Annotated in this window: 12 protein-coding genes and 1 pseudogene; 4 read left to right on the top strand and 9 right to left on the bottom strand. The window is 68.4% G+C overall.

Features of this window, described 5'->3' with window-relative positions; translation table 11 throughout:
* Positions 1-27 precede the first annotated feature (27 nt).
* Positions 28-1,177, top strand: a pseudogene (locus ACZ7M7_RS33090) (IS256 family transposase).
* Positions 1,174-1,590, top strand: coding sequence for a VOC family protein (locus tag ACZ7M7_RS33085; RefSeq protein ID WP_472123387.1), 417 nt, complete (start codon positions 1,174-1,176; stop codon positions 1,588-1,590). Before ACZ7M7_RS33090 ends, ACZ7M7_RS33085 begins: the two are co-directional and overlap by 4 nt.
* Before the next feature lie 2 nt (positions 1,591-1,592).
* Here ACZ7M7_RS33085 and ACZ7M7_RS33080 read toward each other — a convergent pair whose 3' ends face one another.
* The 6 genes from ACZ7M7_RS33080 to ACZ7M7_RS33055 all read right to left on the bottom strand — a co-directional run bounded on the left by ACZ7M7_RS33080 (position 1,593) and on the right by ACZ7M7_RS33055 (position 12,213).
* On the bottom strand, positions 1,593-1,727 hold the full coding sequence (locus tag ACZ7M7_RS33080) for a hypothetical protein (protein ID WP_472123385.1): 135 nt from the start codon (positions 1,725-1,727) through the stop codon (positions 1,593-1,595).
* A gap of 486 nt (positions 1,728-2,213) precedes the next feature.
* The gene (locus ACZ7M7_RS33075; RefSeq protein ID WP_472123864.1) at positions 2,214-3,281 is read right to left on the bottom strand and encodes an SUKH-4 family immunity protein; all 1,068 of its coding nucleotides are present in this window, start codon (positions 3,279-3,281) and stop codon (positions 2,214-2,216) included.
* Positions 3,282-3,604: 323 nt separating this feature from the next.
* Positions 3,605-5,539: an ATP-binding protein gene (locus ACZ7M7_RS33070; RefSeq protein WP_472123382.1), complete on the bottom strand. Its 1,935-nt coding sequence runs from the start codon at positions 5,537-5,539 to the stop codon at positions 3,605-3,607.
* Positions 5,540-5,611: 72 nt separating this feature from the next.
* Positions 5,612-6,457, bottom strand: coding sequence for a hypothetical protein (locus ACZ7M7_RS33065; RefSeq protein WP_472123379.1), 846 nt, complete (start codon positions 6,455-6,457; stop codon positions 5,612-5,614).
* 10 nt (positions 6,458-6,467) lie between these two features.
* Positions 6,468-11,366 (bottom strand): toxin glutamine deamidase domain-containing protein, encoded by a 4,899-nt coding sequence (locus ACZ7M7_RS33060; protein ID WP_472123376.1) that lies wholly within the window; start codon positions 11,364-11,366, stop codon positions 6,468-6,470.
* 193 nt (positions 11,367-11,559) lie between these two features.
* The gene (locus tag ACZ7M7_RS33055; RefSeq protein WP_472123373.1) at positions 11,560-12,213 is read right to left on the bottom strand and encodes a hypothetical protein; all 654 of its coding nucleotides are present in this window, start codon (positions 12,211-12,213) and stop codon (positions 11,560-11,562) included.
* 39 nt (positions 12,214-12,252) lie between these two features.
* On the opposite strand from ACZ7M7_RS33055, the gene ACZ7M7_RS33050 reads away from it, so the two are divergent.
* Positions 12,253-12,648, top strand: a complete 396-nt coding sequence (locus tag ACZ7M7_RS33050; RefSeq protein WP_472123370.1) for a hypothetical protein — start codon at positions 12,253-12,255, stop codon at positions 12,646-12,648.
* Between the two features lie 75 nt (positions 12,649-12,723).
* On the opposite strand, the gene ACZ7M7_RS33045 is transcribed toward ACZ7M7_RS33050, so the two are convergent.
* Positions 12,724-13,074 (bottom strand): LppU/SCO3897 family protein, encoded by a 351-nt coding sequence (locus ACZ7M7_RS33045; protein WP_383607287.1) that lies wholly within the window; start codon positions 13,072-13,074, stop codon positions 12,724-12,726.
* A gap of 325 nt (positions 13,075-13,399) precedes the next feature.
* Positions 13,400-14,053: a hypothetical protein gene (locus ACZ7M7_RS33040; protein ID WP_472123367.1), complete on the bottom strand. Its 654-nt coding sequence runs from the start codon at positions 14,051-14,053 to the stop codon at positions 13,400-13,402.
* A gap of 116 nt (positions 14,054-14,169) precedes the next feature.
* On the opposite strand from ACZ7M7_RS33040, the gene ACZ7M7_RS33035 reads away from it, so the two are divergent.
* A complete protein-coding gene (locus tag ACZ7M7_RS33035; RefSeq protein ID WP_472123364.1) occupies positions 14,170-14,598 on the top strand; it encodes a hypothetical protein in 429 nt (142 codons plus the stop codon).
* Positions 14,599-14,656: 58 nt separating this feature from the next.
* On the opposite strand, the gene ACZ7M7_RS33030 is transcribed toward ACZ7M7_RS33035, so the two are convergent.
* Positions 14,657-14,962: a hypothetical protein gene (locus ACZ7M7_RS33030; protein ID WP_472123361.1), complete on the bottom strand. Its 306-nt coding sequence runs from the start codon at positions 14,960-14,962 to the stop codon at positions 14,657-14,659.
* Positions 14,963-14,969: the final 7 nt, after the last annotated feature.

Raw genomic sequence — 14,969 nt, 5'->3', positions numbered from 1 at the left:
TGCACCGCGGGTTGGGAAGGCACGTCCGTGCTCAACGTAGTCAACAACGACGGAACCACCGAGACCGGATCCCTGATGGACGACATCGTCCGCGAGGGTGCCCGAAGGATGCTCGCTGCGGCCTTTGAGGCCGAAGTCAACCAGTACATAGCCGAGTTGGCTGGTGAGCGGGACGAGGTCGGCCGTCGTCTGGTGGTCGCAAGCGGCTCTCGTCGGAATCCTCGCGCCTTGGTGCCGCAGGTCCCCGAAGATTAGCGAGGTCCTGCCCCTGCTCTACCTCCACGGACTGTCCTCCGGGGATTTCGTTCCCGCGATGGAGCAGTTTCTGGGCTCGACGGCCGGCCTCTCACCGGCGACGGTCACCCGGTTGACGAAACAGTGGACCGACGACCACACCGCCTTCAAGGCCCGCGACCTGTCGGATTCCGACTACGTCTACGTGCGGGCCGACGGCGTCCACCCCAAGGTCCGCCTCTGCCAGGCCCACTCCTGCATCCTGGTCCTCGTCCGGGTGGGTGTGCGCCCCGACGGCCGCAAGGATCTCATCGCGCTGGCCGAGGGGCTGCGTGAATCGACCGAGTCGTGGGCGGATCTGCTGCGTGACTGCCGCCGACGCGGCATGCGTGATCCCGAACTCGTCGCCGGCGACGGCGCGATGGGCCTGTGGAGGGCCCTCGCAGAGGTATTTCCGCCGGCCAGGCACCAGAGGTGCTGGGTCCACAAAGTCCGCAATGTCATGAACGCGCCACCGAAGGCTACTCAGCCCGGCGCGAAGTCGGCCCTGCAGGAGATCTGCAACGCCGAGGACCGCGACCACGCCGAGAAGGCGATCAAAGACTTCGAACGCGCCTACGGAGCGAAGTGACCCAAAGCGGCCGAGAAGATCACCGACGAAGTCGACGAGCTCCTCACGTTCTACGACTTTCCCGCCGCACACTGGGTGCACGTGCGCACAACCAATCCCATCGAGAGCACCTTCAGCACCGTGAAGTTGAGGACCAAGGTCACTCGCGGGGCCGACAGCCCGACAGCAGCCCTCGCGATGGTGTTCAAGCTTGTCGAGTCCGCCCAGGGCCACTGGCGCGCGGTCACCACACCCCACCTCGTCGCCCTCGTCCGCAACGGCGCCCGCTTCAAGAACGGTCACCTCGTTGAGCGTGCCGAGGACGCCGCATGAGCCGACCCTCACACGGCACACTGCATCACATCGAGCTGTGGGTGCCCGACCTTCACCGCGCAATCACCTCGTTCGGCTGGCTGCTACGGGCGCTCGGTTACGCCGTCCACCAGAGCTGGGAGAAAGGACGCGGCTGGCAGCTCGGATCGGCCTACCTCGTCATCGAGCAGTCCCCGGGCCTCACGGCCGAACGCCACGATCGCTGCCGGCCAGGACTGAACCACCTCGCCTTCCACGTGAAGGACACCACCACGGTCGAGAAACTGGCCACCGACGCCGAGCACGGCTGGCAGCTGATGTTCTCCGAGCGGCATCCGTACGCCGGCGGCGGACAGCACTACGCCACCTACCTGGAGAACGATGACGGCTTCGAGGCACCACTCGTCGCGATCAACCCACCCGAACGAACCTGACCTCAATCGGTCCACAGGTCTTGAGCATTGCTCGCCGACTTCCCCACCCCCGGCGATCCACGCAGCGACAGCATCGGCGCGGCCTTCGGAGGGTCGAGCAGCCAGTCCAGGATTTCCAGCTCTGCATCCTCGCTCAACACTGTCATCACCTCTGTCCGGCCTGACCGATCAGGGTACGTCAGCGCCGAGAGCCGATTCTTCTTCGTCGTTCCTGTCGCTGTACTGCTGCCGGTCCTGTCCGGCGGGGTTCGCGCCGATGGTGCTCGATCAGTGCCTGTGCCACTTCATCGAGCACATACTGCGGTTCACGCGAGGCGCAACCGGCCCGCCCAGTCCGTGTTCGCGAGTCCGACCCCTGGGTCGTCGCTGATTCGACGGGCTAGGCGGCGAAGTTGCCTTGAAGGAGTCCGTGGCCGCGATGCCGAGGGCCGACGCCACGTCTCGGGCCGCCTCTTCCGCGGACCTGGTTGAACGGAGGAGACCTGACCGCCTCCGCATTCAGCATGCCTCTTCGAGCAGGGACGGACGTGCTCGGCCGGCGCGCGCAAATGACGCATCGCGGAATTGGGTGGAACGCGTCGGACCCGATCACGGAACAGGCTTCCGCGGCAACGCCATTGGGCTCAGAGCAGCCCGTGCCACATCTGCTCGACGATGAGTGACCACCAGGCCCCCGGATCGGTGAGCGCCGAGCCGTCGATGGCGACCAGCTGTTCCTGGAGTTCCGCGACCGCGGCACCTGCCGCGAACGGGTCGAGTCCCTGCATCCGGTCTCTGGCCGCCGCCAGTTCTGCGAGTGAGCGTGCGTAGGCTCCGAGCGAGGTGTTCACGAAGCGGGCGGATGCGGTGACCGGGTCGATGGCCCAGACGGCGCCGAGGCCGTTGGGTTCGGTCGAGCCGGGCAGGCATTGCACCGCGAGGACCGCGACGCCGTCCCAGCCAATGCGGGTCAGGTGGGCGAGGACGGCGATCTTGTCCTCGTCGGCTGGACTGCGCCGTCGGCGCAGGTTGGTCGAGACGTCGACGAAGAGGCCACCGGCGGGGGGTGTGTCGGGGCGGTCTGCGGTGAAGAAGAGGGGCAGGTCGGCGGGGAGGCCGGCCGAGGTGAGTACCGACTGTGTGGCTTCGGGGAGTTGGCTTGCGGCTGCGTCGCCCGGGTCGTAGCGCTGTACGCCGTCTGAGCCGAAGACGTTGGCGAGGTGGTGGCCGAGGGCTGCGTCTGACAGTGGCTCGGTGAGGGTGACGGCCGTCGGGACCGGGGTGCGGTGGGGGCGGGGCGGGGGTTGTTGGCCGGCAAGCTGGTGCATCGTCTCGACGTGCTGGATCAGCCCGGCGATGCCTTCGGCGCGGACCTCGGGACGGGCACCATACGACTGGGAAGAGGAGAGCTCGGCGTTGCGGTACGTGTTGAGGAGCTCGGCGGTGTAGCCACCGGGCAGCAGGCTGGGGCGCAGGTCGGTGTGGATCGCGATGACGTTCTCGTTGGGGACGCCCATGCGCCGCAGCTCGGCCGAAACCTGGTACTCGCTGGGCGGCATTCCTGGGGCGGAGTTGCGGACGAGCTCCGTCTCCTCATGGGTCGTCGGATCTGTGTAAGTGAAGACCGTCGTGCTGCCGGGACCGGTGACGGGACGGGCGTCTCCTGCAGCCTCATTGCTTGAGACGGTATCGCCATGCTTATGCCGGTACATCCCAACGATTTCGTCCGCCGGCACTGAGGGCCAGACCGTCAGCTCGCCCGTGCGCCGGTCGACCACACCGCGCGCGTCTCCGATGTCGGCGGGTGGCCGCCGTTCCCCGGTCTCCGTGTCGCGCTCAAGCGGGGCTGGAGCGGCCCACACGACCCAGCCGAGGTTGAACTCCTGCATCCTGACCCCGCGGCGCATGCTTGCTGAGTCGGTAGGGTTGAGCCAACGATCTGCAGTGGCACGCGCCTGCTCCTGGCTGATCACGAGAGGACTCCTTCGAGGTCAAGATCGAGGTCGAAGAGGCTTGCGACCACGCAGGGACAGGCTTATGAGGCCAGCGCGGAGTCAGCGGAGCGAATGCGCAGGGCTTTCGCTCCGTACTCCGTCGCCACGAGCAGGACTCCAGTGGGGGACAGGTCGGCTCCGCTGAAGGGCACTTCTGACAGGAGGGCCGTCACCATGTCGCCGGCGGCCCGGTCCCAGACACGGATGTAGTCCGCGCCTTGGCTGAGCCCGAAGGCGGCACCTGCCCTGTCGTCTTCCGAGGGACGCATCAAGAGCGCAGGGTCGGCCTCAGGTACGAGTTCGGGCCGAACAAGATCGTGCACCAGCAGAGCGCCACGTGAGCCCGCCGCGTCCGCCTGGCCCGTCCCCCATGCCCCCGGTGTTCCCGCAGGGACGACGAGGACGGCTACGTACCGGCTGGTGCCATCGTCGGCGGGCAACTCGGCCACCGTCACCTCGTCGATCCCCGCCACCGGCAGACTCCACAGGGTCTGCCACGGGAGCTCAAGACCAAGGCGGTGCGTGGCTTCGGCGTACTCCGCCAGGCCGTCCTCGACGAAGGCAGTCTCCAGCAGCGCGGCACGCCCCAACGATGAAATCTCGTTGCGGGTCAGCAGCGGGGCCGTACGCAGATATGTGCGGGCCGCTGCACCGAGCGCCTCAAGCGGTACGGCTTCGACGGCGGCCCGCAGGCGCACCGGATCGGCGTGGACGAACAGGCCTGGATCAGTGAGGAGTTGGGGGAGCAGGCCGGCCCCGCATGCATGACCGGCTATGCGGTCACGTACGTAGGGCGCGGCCTTGCCCCAGTCCTGGTCCGGCACGGCTTCGAGGAGCGCGATGGCGATGCGGCTCTGGACGGCGTGCGGCTGGGGCAGGGCGGCACGGAGTGCATCACCGATCGCCGGGTGGGCGAGGCGCAGCAGAGTGCGCTCGTCGGTGGGGTCGTCAGAGGCCCGCGCCAGTTGAACGAACGGTCCGACGAGCAGCATGCCGGACGCGACGGCGCCGGACATGTCCTGTCCGGCGACCGCGCTCACGAGTCGAGTCCACAGATCGATGGGAATGCCATCGCTCTCGGCCAAGGCCAGCGGGGTGAGAAGCGTCCGCAGGGTTCCCGGGTCGGCCCCGAGGCGCTGCGCGTGCCAGTCGACGACCGAGGCGACGGACGTCGGCAGTCGCTGTCCGTCGGTGGGGTCGAACCCTTCAGGTGCGGTGAGGACGCACTGAACGGTGAGCTGAACGACCAGTGCACTCGTGCCCGCCTGATGCGCGATGGCCGCTGCCAGGGCGCTCCGGATCTGGGGATCGACAGTGAACGGCAGCTCGGGCGCACCGAATTGCGTACTCAGGGCTGCGTCGGCATGTCGCAGAAGGACTTCGGGGTCGGCCCACTGGGGATCGTCCAGATCCATGATTTGCACGGTGCCTGCCGGTAGGCCGTCAGCCATTTCGCCGGCGAGTGGGCGCGGCAGCTCGACCACGAGGCGTACGGAATCGAGCGCGGCCAGGGGCATGAGCACCTCGCGGACGAGCTTTGCCGGCTCGTCCGCCGATCGTACTGGCCCGGCCTCATCCGCATCGAGGACGACGAGAGGGACGGGTTCGTCCAGCGCGGCGAGCGCCGAGTAGACGTCCTCGGAGCGCTCGGTCTCCAGCTCGTAATGGTCCGCGAGGGCCCACAGGAACTGAGCCGCTGTCAGCCCGCGTGCGTTCGCCGCGGCGGGTGCCGGCAGTTCGGGTGGGACGGTTGACGGATCCAGTCGGTCGAGGAGCAGCTGCTTGCGGAAGTCCGGGTCACAGAGCATCAGAAATCCGGTGAGCAGCCGTGAGCGCCCACTGCCGGAGTCTCCCGTCACGATCACGACACGAGGTGCCCCCGGCCGTTCCGTACGCCAGGTGGCAAGTGCCCGTAGGGCGTTGGTGCGGCCGCCTATGTGGGGGTGAGGGAGATAGTCGTCGGCTGGATCTGTCATGGCTTTCCGTCCTCCGCTGCTGCGGACGAATGCGAAGGCATCTGGCTGCTGTGGGACCTGTGGCAGGTTCGGTCAGACGGGCAGGGCGCCCTTGAAATGCGAGGTGGGGACGTCCGGGTGCGTGGTCGCCAGCCAGCCGTGACCATGTGTGTCGCGTTCACGTATCGGGCCGGGCTCGACCGAGAGTTCTTCGGCGGCCTTGTGTGCGTCGGTCACCCCTTCGCTGTACTTCTCGGCGAAGTAGGGGTCGAACCACAGGTCGTCCTCGTCCATTTCGATGAACTCGACCTCGAACGGCAACGGGTCACCCACCCATTCCGGATCGCCGTAAGTGGCGTACCCACGGACCACTTGCCCACTGCGGGCAATCCACCACACGTCGGCATTGTGGTATGGGTCGATGGTGTAGAAATGGGCCTCGCCGCACTGTTCGCTGGCCTTTTCGGCCAATTCGTGGCCACCGAGCTGGTCCAGGAACGAGTTGCCGTACAAGAGGCGCCAGCTTTTGAATTCCGGAGTGATGAAGACCCGGAACGCGGTGGCGGGCCTTCCGTCCGCGGCGGTGAAGTCAGTGGTATCCGGCGCCACTGTGGCCGCGGAGACTCCCATGGCCGTGGTGGCTGCCCGGAGATCATGCAATCCCCACACCGACACGACGGTATCCAGCTGATCCGCGGGGAAGGCGATCCAGCGTCCGGCCGTTGGAATGGTGACCGGGCGCTCGTCCAGGAGCTTCGTACGGATGAGGCGCTCGACCGCGGCGAGGTCCTTCGCGTCGAAGTCGCGGGAACCGCTCACCTCGGCAAGGGCCCGGAGAGCGGCGGCCCGAAGCCGTCCCGGCCCTTGCCGACGGATCTGCTGGAGACGGGGGACGGCTGCTTCGCCCATCTGTACGAGGGCGTCGATGTCGTCTGGCATGAGAATCAGCCTAATCGTGGTCCGTGTTGCCGGATTCGGGTGTCTGTCCCGGTGGAGAACCCGGGGCAGGCGGGACAAGCTGGGGGCGCAGTTTGTCCCAGGTCCGTTCGAGGACGTCCATGTGGCGGGTCATCTCGGCGTCGATCGCCTGCTCTTTATGGGTCTCCACGGCTTCGCGCATGCGGTCATGTTCGCGCTTCACCTCGGTCTCCAACCGGGCCCGCGCGGCCTCTGGGGACATGCCGTCGACCGTCTGGAGGTTCGGTTCAAGAACCTTCGAATTCGGAACCAGCCTCTCGGCCACGCGACGCCGCAACTCCTCCTTCACCTCCTGGTCCGACAGGTCGCCCACGGCGTCGACGGCCGCTTGTTTATCGGGAAGCATGGCATCGCGTTGCTGCACGCCGGCCGGATCGTCCCGATAGGTGGCGCTGTAGTGAATCGGGGTACCGGCGAAACGCTCGTGCTGCAGGACGTTGGAGCACTTCATGTGCCCCTGGCCCTGACCACATGGTTCGCGCTCGGTATAGAGGCCCACGGGCTTGTACTGGGTGCCGTCGGGATCCACGCGCTGCAACCAGTCGAGCAGATGCTGTTCCGAGTGGCGGGGTGTGACTCCTGGCAGCGATGCGGGCACGGACGAATCCACGACATAGGTGACCTCGCCGTCCGGCGGCGGTCCCTGTACCTCCAGGACGGCGAAGTTCTTACCGGAGAAGTCGGGCCCGTGCCGCTTGAGCGCATCCGATTGCTCCTTGGGAAGGTTCTTGAATTCCCCGGCGTTGAACATCGTGTTCACGAACTTCCGATGCAGCTTCACGCCCAGGGACTCCCCTGACTTCTTTCCCCCTCGGTCCTTCGTCCCGGGCTCGGGTGCGGGCTCGCCCGGCTCACGGTACGGGTGCTGAACCCGTTCGGGGTTCTGGCCGACGCTGTGCTGCTGGTGGAACGAGAAGCTGAGCCTGGCCAGTGACGCCACGACGGCCTGCTGCTCGCCCCGGGACAGGTTGCCGAAGCCCTTCAGGCCATGGCTGAGCTGGTCCCTGGTGAAGGCGTGCGGTTGGTTGCCGTTGCCGCGCTCTGTCTCCCGGAGCACACGTGCGAGTTCGCCGGACTCCGTCCATCGGTCGAGGCTGTCGTGGACCCTGTCCAGGTCGACTCGGTGCACCTCACGGTTCTCGCGCAACCCTTGCTGGAGAGCGTCGGGCTCGATGCCGTACTCCCGCGAGGTGGGCTTCTCCGGGTCCTCGTGGGTACGGGAAGTGTCGGTCTCCGGTCCGCCCTCGGTGACCCTTTGGCTCTCATCCGCTGTGTCACTTGTGCCTCGGTCGTGAGGGTCGGTGTACGGATGGTCGTCGGGGTCTTTCTTCCCGTCCTTGTCCGTGGAATCCGTGCCGTCCGCAGGGTTCTTCGAGTTGTGCGGGTCGTCCTGATCGGCCGGATCATCCGGCTGCCCTGCGGGCTCCTCACTCGGTCGCCGCCCTGCCGCCTCCGGTGTGGCGGACGAGGGGCGGGTGGAGTCAGGCTGAGATCGCGGGCCGGACTCCGAGGAATGTGTGGGCACCGGGCGGCGGTTCGAGTCCAGCGGAATCGCGAAGACCCCGTTGTTCCCGTCGTGCAGCGGCCTAGAGCTCTGCTGCCCCGTCTGGGCGTCGATGTAGGTGATCTTGCCGTTGTGGTTGACGGCGTTCCACGCGTGCGCCCGCCCGTTGGCGTCCTGGGTGATGATCACGGCCTGTGAGCCGTGGCCGCTGTTGCGGAGGGTGTTCTCCAGGCGGTTGAAGGCGTCGCGTCCGTTGCCCATGTCGCTGAAGCGGGCGCCGAGGGTGTTCTCGATGCGGTCGCGGCCGCCCTTTTCGCCGCGGTCCGAGGGGTTGCCGTCGGCGTCATGGTCGGGGGTGCGTGCGCCGGCGGCTGTCGGGTTGCCGGCGTAGGTGTCGACTGTGGACAGGGCCGTGTCGACGCAGTTGTTGTTGCGCCCGGGGGCGTCTCGTCCTTCGCCGTTGATGCGCTCCACCCAGCGGCCGTCCGCCGGGTCCGGGGGTCGGGTCGGGTCGCCGTTCTCGTCTCGGGGGACCGAGTTCTCCAGGGCGTCCTGCTCGGCGCGGGTGGGGTCGGTGACGCCCCCCGGCGGGTTGGCGTTGCGGGTCTCCGACGCCGGGGTCGGAGTCTCCTTCGGCTTCGAGTTGTCCGAGGAGTCCTGCTGGTTGGGGTTGCCGGGGGTGGAGTCAGGACCCTGTGGGTTGGACTGATTGGGCTGGTTGCTCGGCACCTGGGTCACGTGGTGGATCGGGACCGGGGTGACCTGAGGCTGCTGTTGTTGGTGGTTCGGGGTGTTCGCCGAGGGTTGTTGGGTGTTGGGCTGCCCGCCCGGCTGGTTCGGGGTGTTCGGCGTGCTCCCCGCAGGCTGATGGGGTGGCCTGTTGGGGGTGGTGCCGGGGTTCGGCTGGTTCGCTGTGCCGGGCGTGCCCTGAGCCGCGGGGTTGCTGGTGGGACCGGGCTGGGTCGGCGAGTGCGGACTGTTGCTCGGCGTCGAGGCGCGCTCGGGTCCGGTGCCGGGCGAGGTCGAGGGCGTCGACGCGGGCGTGCTGGCGGAGGGCGATGCGGCCCTGGGGGGAGTCGACTGCGCCGGGTTCTGGTTCGGGGTGTTGGTACGGCTGCCGCCGGTCGAGTCGGTGCTGTTGCGAGGTGTGGTGCCGTCACCGGGGGTCGTGTTCCCGGGGTTGTTGCGAGGCGTGGTGCCATCCCCCGGCGTGGCGGTCCCCGGGTTGTTGCGTGGCGGAGTGCGGTCGCCAGGTGTCGTGCCGGGGTTGTTGCGGGAGGCGGTGCCGTCGTTCGGTGTCGTGTTCCCAGGGGTGTTGCGAGGTGCCGTGCCGTCACCGGGGGTAACCGTCCCGGGGTTGCTGCGCGGCGGAGTGCGGTCGCCGGGCGTCGTACCGGCAGGGGTGTTCCGCGGCGTGCTGCCGTCGCCCGGGGTCGTACTCCCGGGCCGCTGGGCCGATATTCGACCATCCGGCGTGCCCTGCGTACCCGGCGTACGCCCGTCCCCCGCCCCTGGAGCACGTCCGTCCGGCGTTGAGGCAGGCCTACTCCCCGGCGTTGCGGTAGACGTACCGCCCGGCGTTGAGGCAGACGCACTCCCCGGCGTTGCAGCAGGCGTACCGCCCGGCGTCGCAGCCGGCGTACTCCGAGGCGCCGCAGAAGGCGTGGCGCTCGGAGTGGAGGCAGGCCCCGTCCCCGTGGCGGAGGGCGTGCCAGGTGTACCGGCGGAAGGATTCCTCGCCGGGGCGGAGTTGGCGTTCGGGCTTGTGGCGGACGGCGTGCTGGTGCCGCCGGAGGCGCCCGGGCTGTGCTGCCCACCCGGAGTCGCACCGCCGGTGGAAGGCGCCGTGGGCGACGTCGGCATGGCTGAGCCGCCGTCCGACCGGCCGCCGGAACCGGAGGAAGACGAGTCGGCTGCCGGAGCGGGCGCGGCGTTGGACTGGGTGGGAGCGGTGGCGGCCAGGCCGTCGATCTGGGTGCCGATCGAGCCGCTCCCCGGCGAGGAGGACGTACCGCCGGACGACGTGGCCCCGGACGAGGGCGTCGACTGCGGGCTCGGGGACGACAGGCCGGATACGCCGGAACCACCGCCGGAGTGGGACGGACCGGACGAGCTCGGGGTGCCCGACGAACCGTTGGAACCGGGGGAGTTGGTTGACGGCCCCCCGGACGAGGGGTCGTCGAAGTCCGACAGGGACGAACCGGACGGGGCCACCGCCGGCCTCGAGTACGGCGTGTCCGAGGACGACGGATTCTGACCGGGGCCGGAGCCGGAGTTGGAATCGGACCCAGAGCCGGAGTCGGGACCCGCTCCCACATTCGGTCCGCCGATGTCGTTGCCGCCGGTGTCGGCCGATATCCCGCTGCCGATGTTCGCACCCGGCCCGCTGCCGTTGCTCGAACGCGACGACGTCGACGAGTCCGACGAGTCCGACGAGTCCGATGACCCCGACGAACCGGAGTCCGAGGAAGAGTTGGAGTTGGAGTTGGAGCTGCCCGAGCCGGAGTCCCCGCTTCCGCTGCTGCCGTCCCCGCTCCCGCTATTGCTGCTGCCGTCCCCGCTCCCGTCGGCCCCGACACCGCTGTTGCCGCCCGGCGACCCGGACGGCCCGTTGTACCCGTCGATACGGCTGTCGATCGCGTGGTGGAAGCGATCGCCCGCCTTCTTGCCCATGCTGTCGCGCACGCCCTCGGCGAACGTCTGCGGGCTCTGCTTCAGGGCCTCAAGGCCCGCCGTGCCACCGGCCTTCATGGTGGCGCCGACGTCATAGCCCTCCTGGGCGCCGAAGCCGACGTTCACCGTCTGGCGGATGAGGTCGGTGATGATCGCCTCGATCGCCGAGATCGCCGGCTCTTTCATGGTCTCGATGAGTGCCTCGAGCAGCGCCTTTTTGAGCTCGTCGAGGATACGGCGCACGAGGAGGCGGGCCGCCTGGGTGGCGCCCATTCCCGCTACCGAGGACAGACCGAAGGTGAAAGGCGCGGCGGCAGCCGCGGCGGCGATCTGGATGGCCAGGGCGATCAGCTGGGCGATCACCGCCCACTTGGCGAACTCGACGAGGTAGGCGCAGGTCTCCATCACATTCGCGATGAGGAAGGCGGCCTCGGCGGCGTTCCGGAGGTAGCCGTCTCCGCCGCCCCCGCCGTCGAACTTCTCGTACGTCTTCGTGAACTTGTCGATCGACTCGCCGGCGTTGTTGGCGGTCACCGTGCGGGCGCTGGTGTTGGCCTTGGTGTGCAGGTCGGTGACGTCCTCACCGAACTTGCGCCACAGGGCCGCTGAGTCTCTGAGCTTGTCCTCGTCTGCCGTAGGCCATTTGTAGCCCAGCATCTGGAGAACCCACTCGAGTTCGTCCGGCAGCATCATCGACACAGCAGAAAGCACCCCCGTCAGACAGCACGGCCGTACACGTCCCTCACCAGCCGAGGGAAATCACACAGGAGTACAGCCGTCAGCAAAGTTTACGGACTCACCTGTTGATGACTTCAGGTGTTTGCTGTCACAAGTCCGTTGCAGGTCGCCGCTGTTGCCTGAAGCGAGCGGCAGGAGGGCCGTCCGGTCACTCTGTACGGCCCTGGCTGCGCTGTCGGTGTCCCTTGACGTCGGGTCGGCCGACGTGGCCCTGGGCGCGTTCGGACTCGCCGAGCCAGAGGTGCGGGACGTACTGCTGGACCGCCGAGACCAGTTCCTGTCGGCAGGGCGCGGGGAAGGGGAGGCGGTGGCGCAGGCGGGGCAGGCCGGGGTGCAACGGCTCCTCGTCGCGGACGAGGGTCCACAGGGCGGGGTCGTCCCGGTCGATCGGGCCGGTTGGGAACAGTTCGAGGGAGTAGACCTTCTGGCTCCGGCCGAACTTGCTCCAGTACAGGCCGACTCCGGCGAGGCCCTGCCAGGGGATGACGTTGCGAAGCTTTCCGTTCTCGACCCACAGGCCCGTGGCGTCGACGAGGATCCGGCTGCGACGGTTCGCCCAGTTGGCGATGAACAGGAATACGCCGAGCGCACCGAGCAGCAGCATGAACACGAGGCCCACGTAACCCGCCGGGTTGGATTCCCCCTGCTGGTTCCCGGTAGCAACCACGACCGCGCCGACGACGCCGACCGCGCCCATCGCGATGAGCAGGACGGAGCAAGGGAGGCCGGTCATGGCGCCGCGACGGCCGGTCCGTATGACCATGGCGTCGGGTGCGGGGGAGGGCGTGTGCGAAGGCAACATGGTGCGTGAGCTTAGCGAATTGACCTACGCTGCCTCCTCATGACGACGTACGGCCGGGAACTCGGCGGGGAACAGGTAGAGACGCAGCTGCGTGCCGACGAGGGCGATCCGGTACCGCCCGGAGTGGACGAGTTCCGGTCGAGCTTCCAGAGGCAGGCGGATCCGGGGTTCGCGAGGCAGCGGTCGCAGCAGGCGCGGAGCGCGCGCGGTGGACTCATGGCTGCCGGGGCGCTGGTTGCGCTGGTCTGCCTCTTCGTGATCGTGGGACGCCTCAACAGCGGTACCCAGGCGGGTGTGGGGACCGTGCTGTACGCCGTGAGCCTCGCTTCCGCCGGTCTCAGCGTGGAGTTGGCGCGGCGCTCCCGCACCCGCCTGGCCATGATGGCGATCATTCTCGCGGCGGCGGGCGCGTCGCTGGCGGGCGCGATGCCCTGACTCGCTCGATTCCGGTCAGCGAGCCAGGGCCGGCTCAGGCCATGGGGTCCATTCTGAACCTACGGATCTTTCGGATCAGACCTTGGTGAAACACAGCGTGTAGTCGAAGCCTCGGCTGTTGCGGTACTGGATGCCGTAGTCGTACTCCGCCGAGCACTCCTGGTCCTGGCCGGGGAGCAGGGCCCCCGTCTTGTACTCGGCCTCGGGCGAGCCACAGTCGACGACCGTCGGCAGCGGATCGCCCTGAGGATCCGCGACCTTCACGCAGTCGCCGATCTCGGGGTCGTGCGTCTTGTCCTCCTCGGCCGCCGCGGACGCCGAAGCCTCGGCCTTCGCCTTGCCGCCGGTGGGGCTGGTGTTGTAGTCCCAGACGTAGTAGCCCAGCCCACCGAAGATCGCTATGACGACGACGGCGGCCTTCACCATCCGCAGCACACCGCCCGGCTGCGGGCGCTGAGGCCCGCGCGGCGGCTGCGGCTGCGGTTGCTGCGGGTATCCGTACCCTTGCTGCGGCTGTCCGTACGGCTGCTGCGGTTGTCCGTAAGGTTGCTGCGGCTGTCCATACGCCTGCTGTGGCTGCCCGTAAGGCGGTTGCGGCTGCTGCCCGTACGGCTGATTCGGATACTGCGGTGGCGGCGTCGACATGCCCGGGAACCCCGTAATTGGCTGAACGTTGAATGAAATGGCAAAGGTCAACGCGAAGTTGACCCGGCGCAGGCTATCCCCCGACAGTAGCCGGGCCGCCACCGGGTCAGAAGTAACTGATCAAGAAAGTCACCCCGGCGCCGACGAGCCCGACCCCGATCATCCCGATCGCGGCCGACCGCGTCACTCCCCGCCCCGCCGCCTCCCAAGCGGCGTCGAACGAGATACGGCTCGTCCCGAACGGAGCGAACCCGGTGGCGAGGCAGAACACGCCGAGCCCGGTGAGCACCCAGCCGCCGAAGAACGCGGCGAACCAGCGCCAGGCCCGGTCCATCCCGGCCTGGACGTAGTCGGCGCCCGTCCCGCCATCCGATACCGGGGGCTCCGTCTGCTGCACGGACAACTCGGTTCCCTGCGCGTACCGTTGCCTGACCTGCACCGCCGCGTGGGCGTCCGTGCTCTTGCCGCCCTCCGCGACGAACGTGCCCTCGCAGCGGACGGGACGGCGGTTCTTACGGCTGCTGCGGGACGCGTTGTTCGGGTAGCTCACCTCGCACTGCTGCACCGTCAGCGTGCCGTGGGTGCCCGCCCAACCCGCCGCGTACGCCCCCTCGTACGCGCCGAACCCGCTCAGCCCGAGGCCCGCGATCAGAAAGACCAGGCCGCCCGCGCGTCCCAGGCGCCCGAAGGCTCTGCCGAGGAGGCCGGCGAGGGAACGGTCGACGCCGGTGCCGTTTCCTGTGCCTTGCGTCCGAGCCATGATGATGCGGTCCTTCCGATGCGGTCCTTCTTCTCTACGGCCGGTGGGGGCCCAGCATGGCACCCCTGTGTGACGGGAGATACTTCAGGTGTCGAGAGGCGACGAGAGGCAGCGACATGACGAGGCAACCCGAGAACTCATCCAACCCGCAGGGCGCTTCGCAGGAGCGCGGCGTGCTCGACGAGGCACTCGAACCCGAACAGATCCGTTCCCTGAACTCCGCCCTGCGCAAGCTGTCCGAGACCGACGCCGGCGGCAAGGACCTGCAGGAGGCGGCCAAGAAGCTGCTCTCCGGCCGCCTCGCCCTGCGCGACGCCATGGACGACCCCGCGGTGTCACGAGCCCTGGGCGGAGGCATGGCCTCCCTGCGCGGTCAGTGGGAGTCGCTCTCGGAGGACGAGCGCGACCAGATCAGGCACGGCGAGCCGCTCACCGGCGGTGACCCCGCCGCCGGGCCGTCGGAGCCGCAGCGGGCGCAGGGCGAGGATTCCCAGTCCGGGAAGAAGAACCAGGGGCGGCACAGCGGAGGGTTCTCGCTGTACTGAGCACGCCCGAGACGTATGTTCACGCCCGGGATGTACGTTCATGCCTGAGCCGTACGTGTCATGCCTGGCGCTGCTTCCGGTACAGCGCGATGGCCGCCTCGGCCGGATAGTTGGGCACGGGGACGGTCTCACCGGTGTCCTTGGCGACCACGATCTTGCTACCGCCGGGCGGCGCCGGCTGAGGCCGCCCGGCGGCGTCCGCGACCGGTGGGAACACCGCGTACACCAGGTATCCGATGTCGAACTCAGTCACGCGCAGCTCGGCCGGAGTGCCGTCCGGCAGCTCGGGCTGCGCGTAGCGGCTGCGCACGATGGCGAGGGCCTGCTCGGAGGAGGTGGGCGGTGCCGGGTGGTCCGAGGACACGGGCGCT

The organism is Streptomyces sp. NPDC111606 (assembly GCF_055656945.1).
This window is presented reverse-complemented; position numbering and strand designations above follow the sequence as displayed.

Bases quoted from the DNA above. Each gene is read 5' to 3' on its own strand.
- ACZ7M7_RS33085 (WP_472123387.1), top strand. From the start codon at position 1,174: ATGAGCCGACCCTCACACGGCACACTGCATCACATCGAGCTGTGGGTG.
- ACZ7M7_RS33075 (WP_472123864.1), bottom strand. From the start codon at position 3,281: ATGTACCGGCATAAGCATGGCGATACCGTCTCAAGCAATGAGGCTGCA.
- ACZ7M7_RS33070 (WP_472123382.1), bottom strand. From the start codon at position 5,539: ATGACAGATCCAGCCGACGACTATCTCCCTCACCCCCACATAGGCGGC.
- ACZ7M7_RS33065 (WP_472123379.1), bottom strand. From the start codon at position 6,457: ATGCCAGACGACATCGACGCCCTCGTACAGATGGGCGAAGCAGCCGTC.
- ACZ7M7_RS33060 (WP_472123376.1), bottom strand. From the start codon at position 11,366: ATGATGCTGCCGGACGAACTCGAGTGGGTTCTCCAGATGCTGGGCTAC.
- ACZ7M7_RS33055 (WP_472123373.1), bottom strand. From the start codon at position 12,213: ATGTTGCCTTCGCACACGCCCTCCCCCGCACCCGACGCCATGGTCATA.
- ACZ7M7_RS33050 (WP_472123370.1), top strand. From the start codon at position 12,253: ATGACGACGTACGGCCGGGAACTCGGCGGGGAACAGGTAGAGACGCAG.
- ACZ7M7_RS33045 (WP_383607287.1), bottom strand. From the start codon at position 13,074: ATGGTGAAGGCCGCCGTCGTCGTCATAGCGATCTTCGGTGGGCTGGGC.
- ACZ7M7_RS33040 (WP_472123367.1), bottom strand. From the start codon at position 14,053: ATGGCTCGGACGCAAGGCACAGGAAACGGCACCGGCGTCGACCGTTCC.
- ACZ7M7_RS33035 (WP_472123364.1), top strand. From the start codon at position 14,170: ATGACGAGGCAACCCGAGAACTCATCCAACCCGCAGGGCGCTTCGCAG.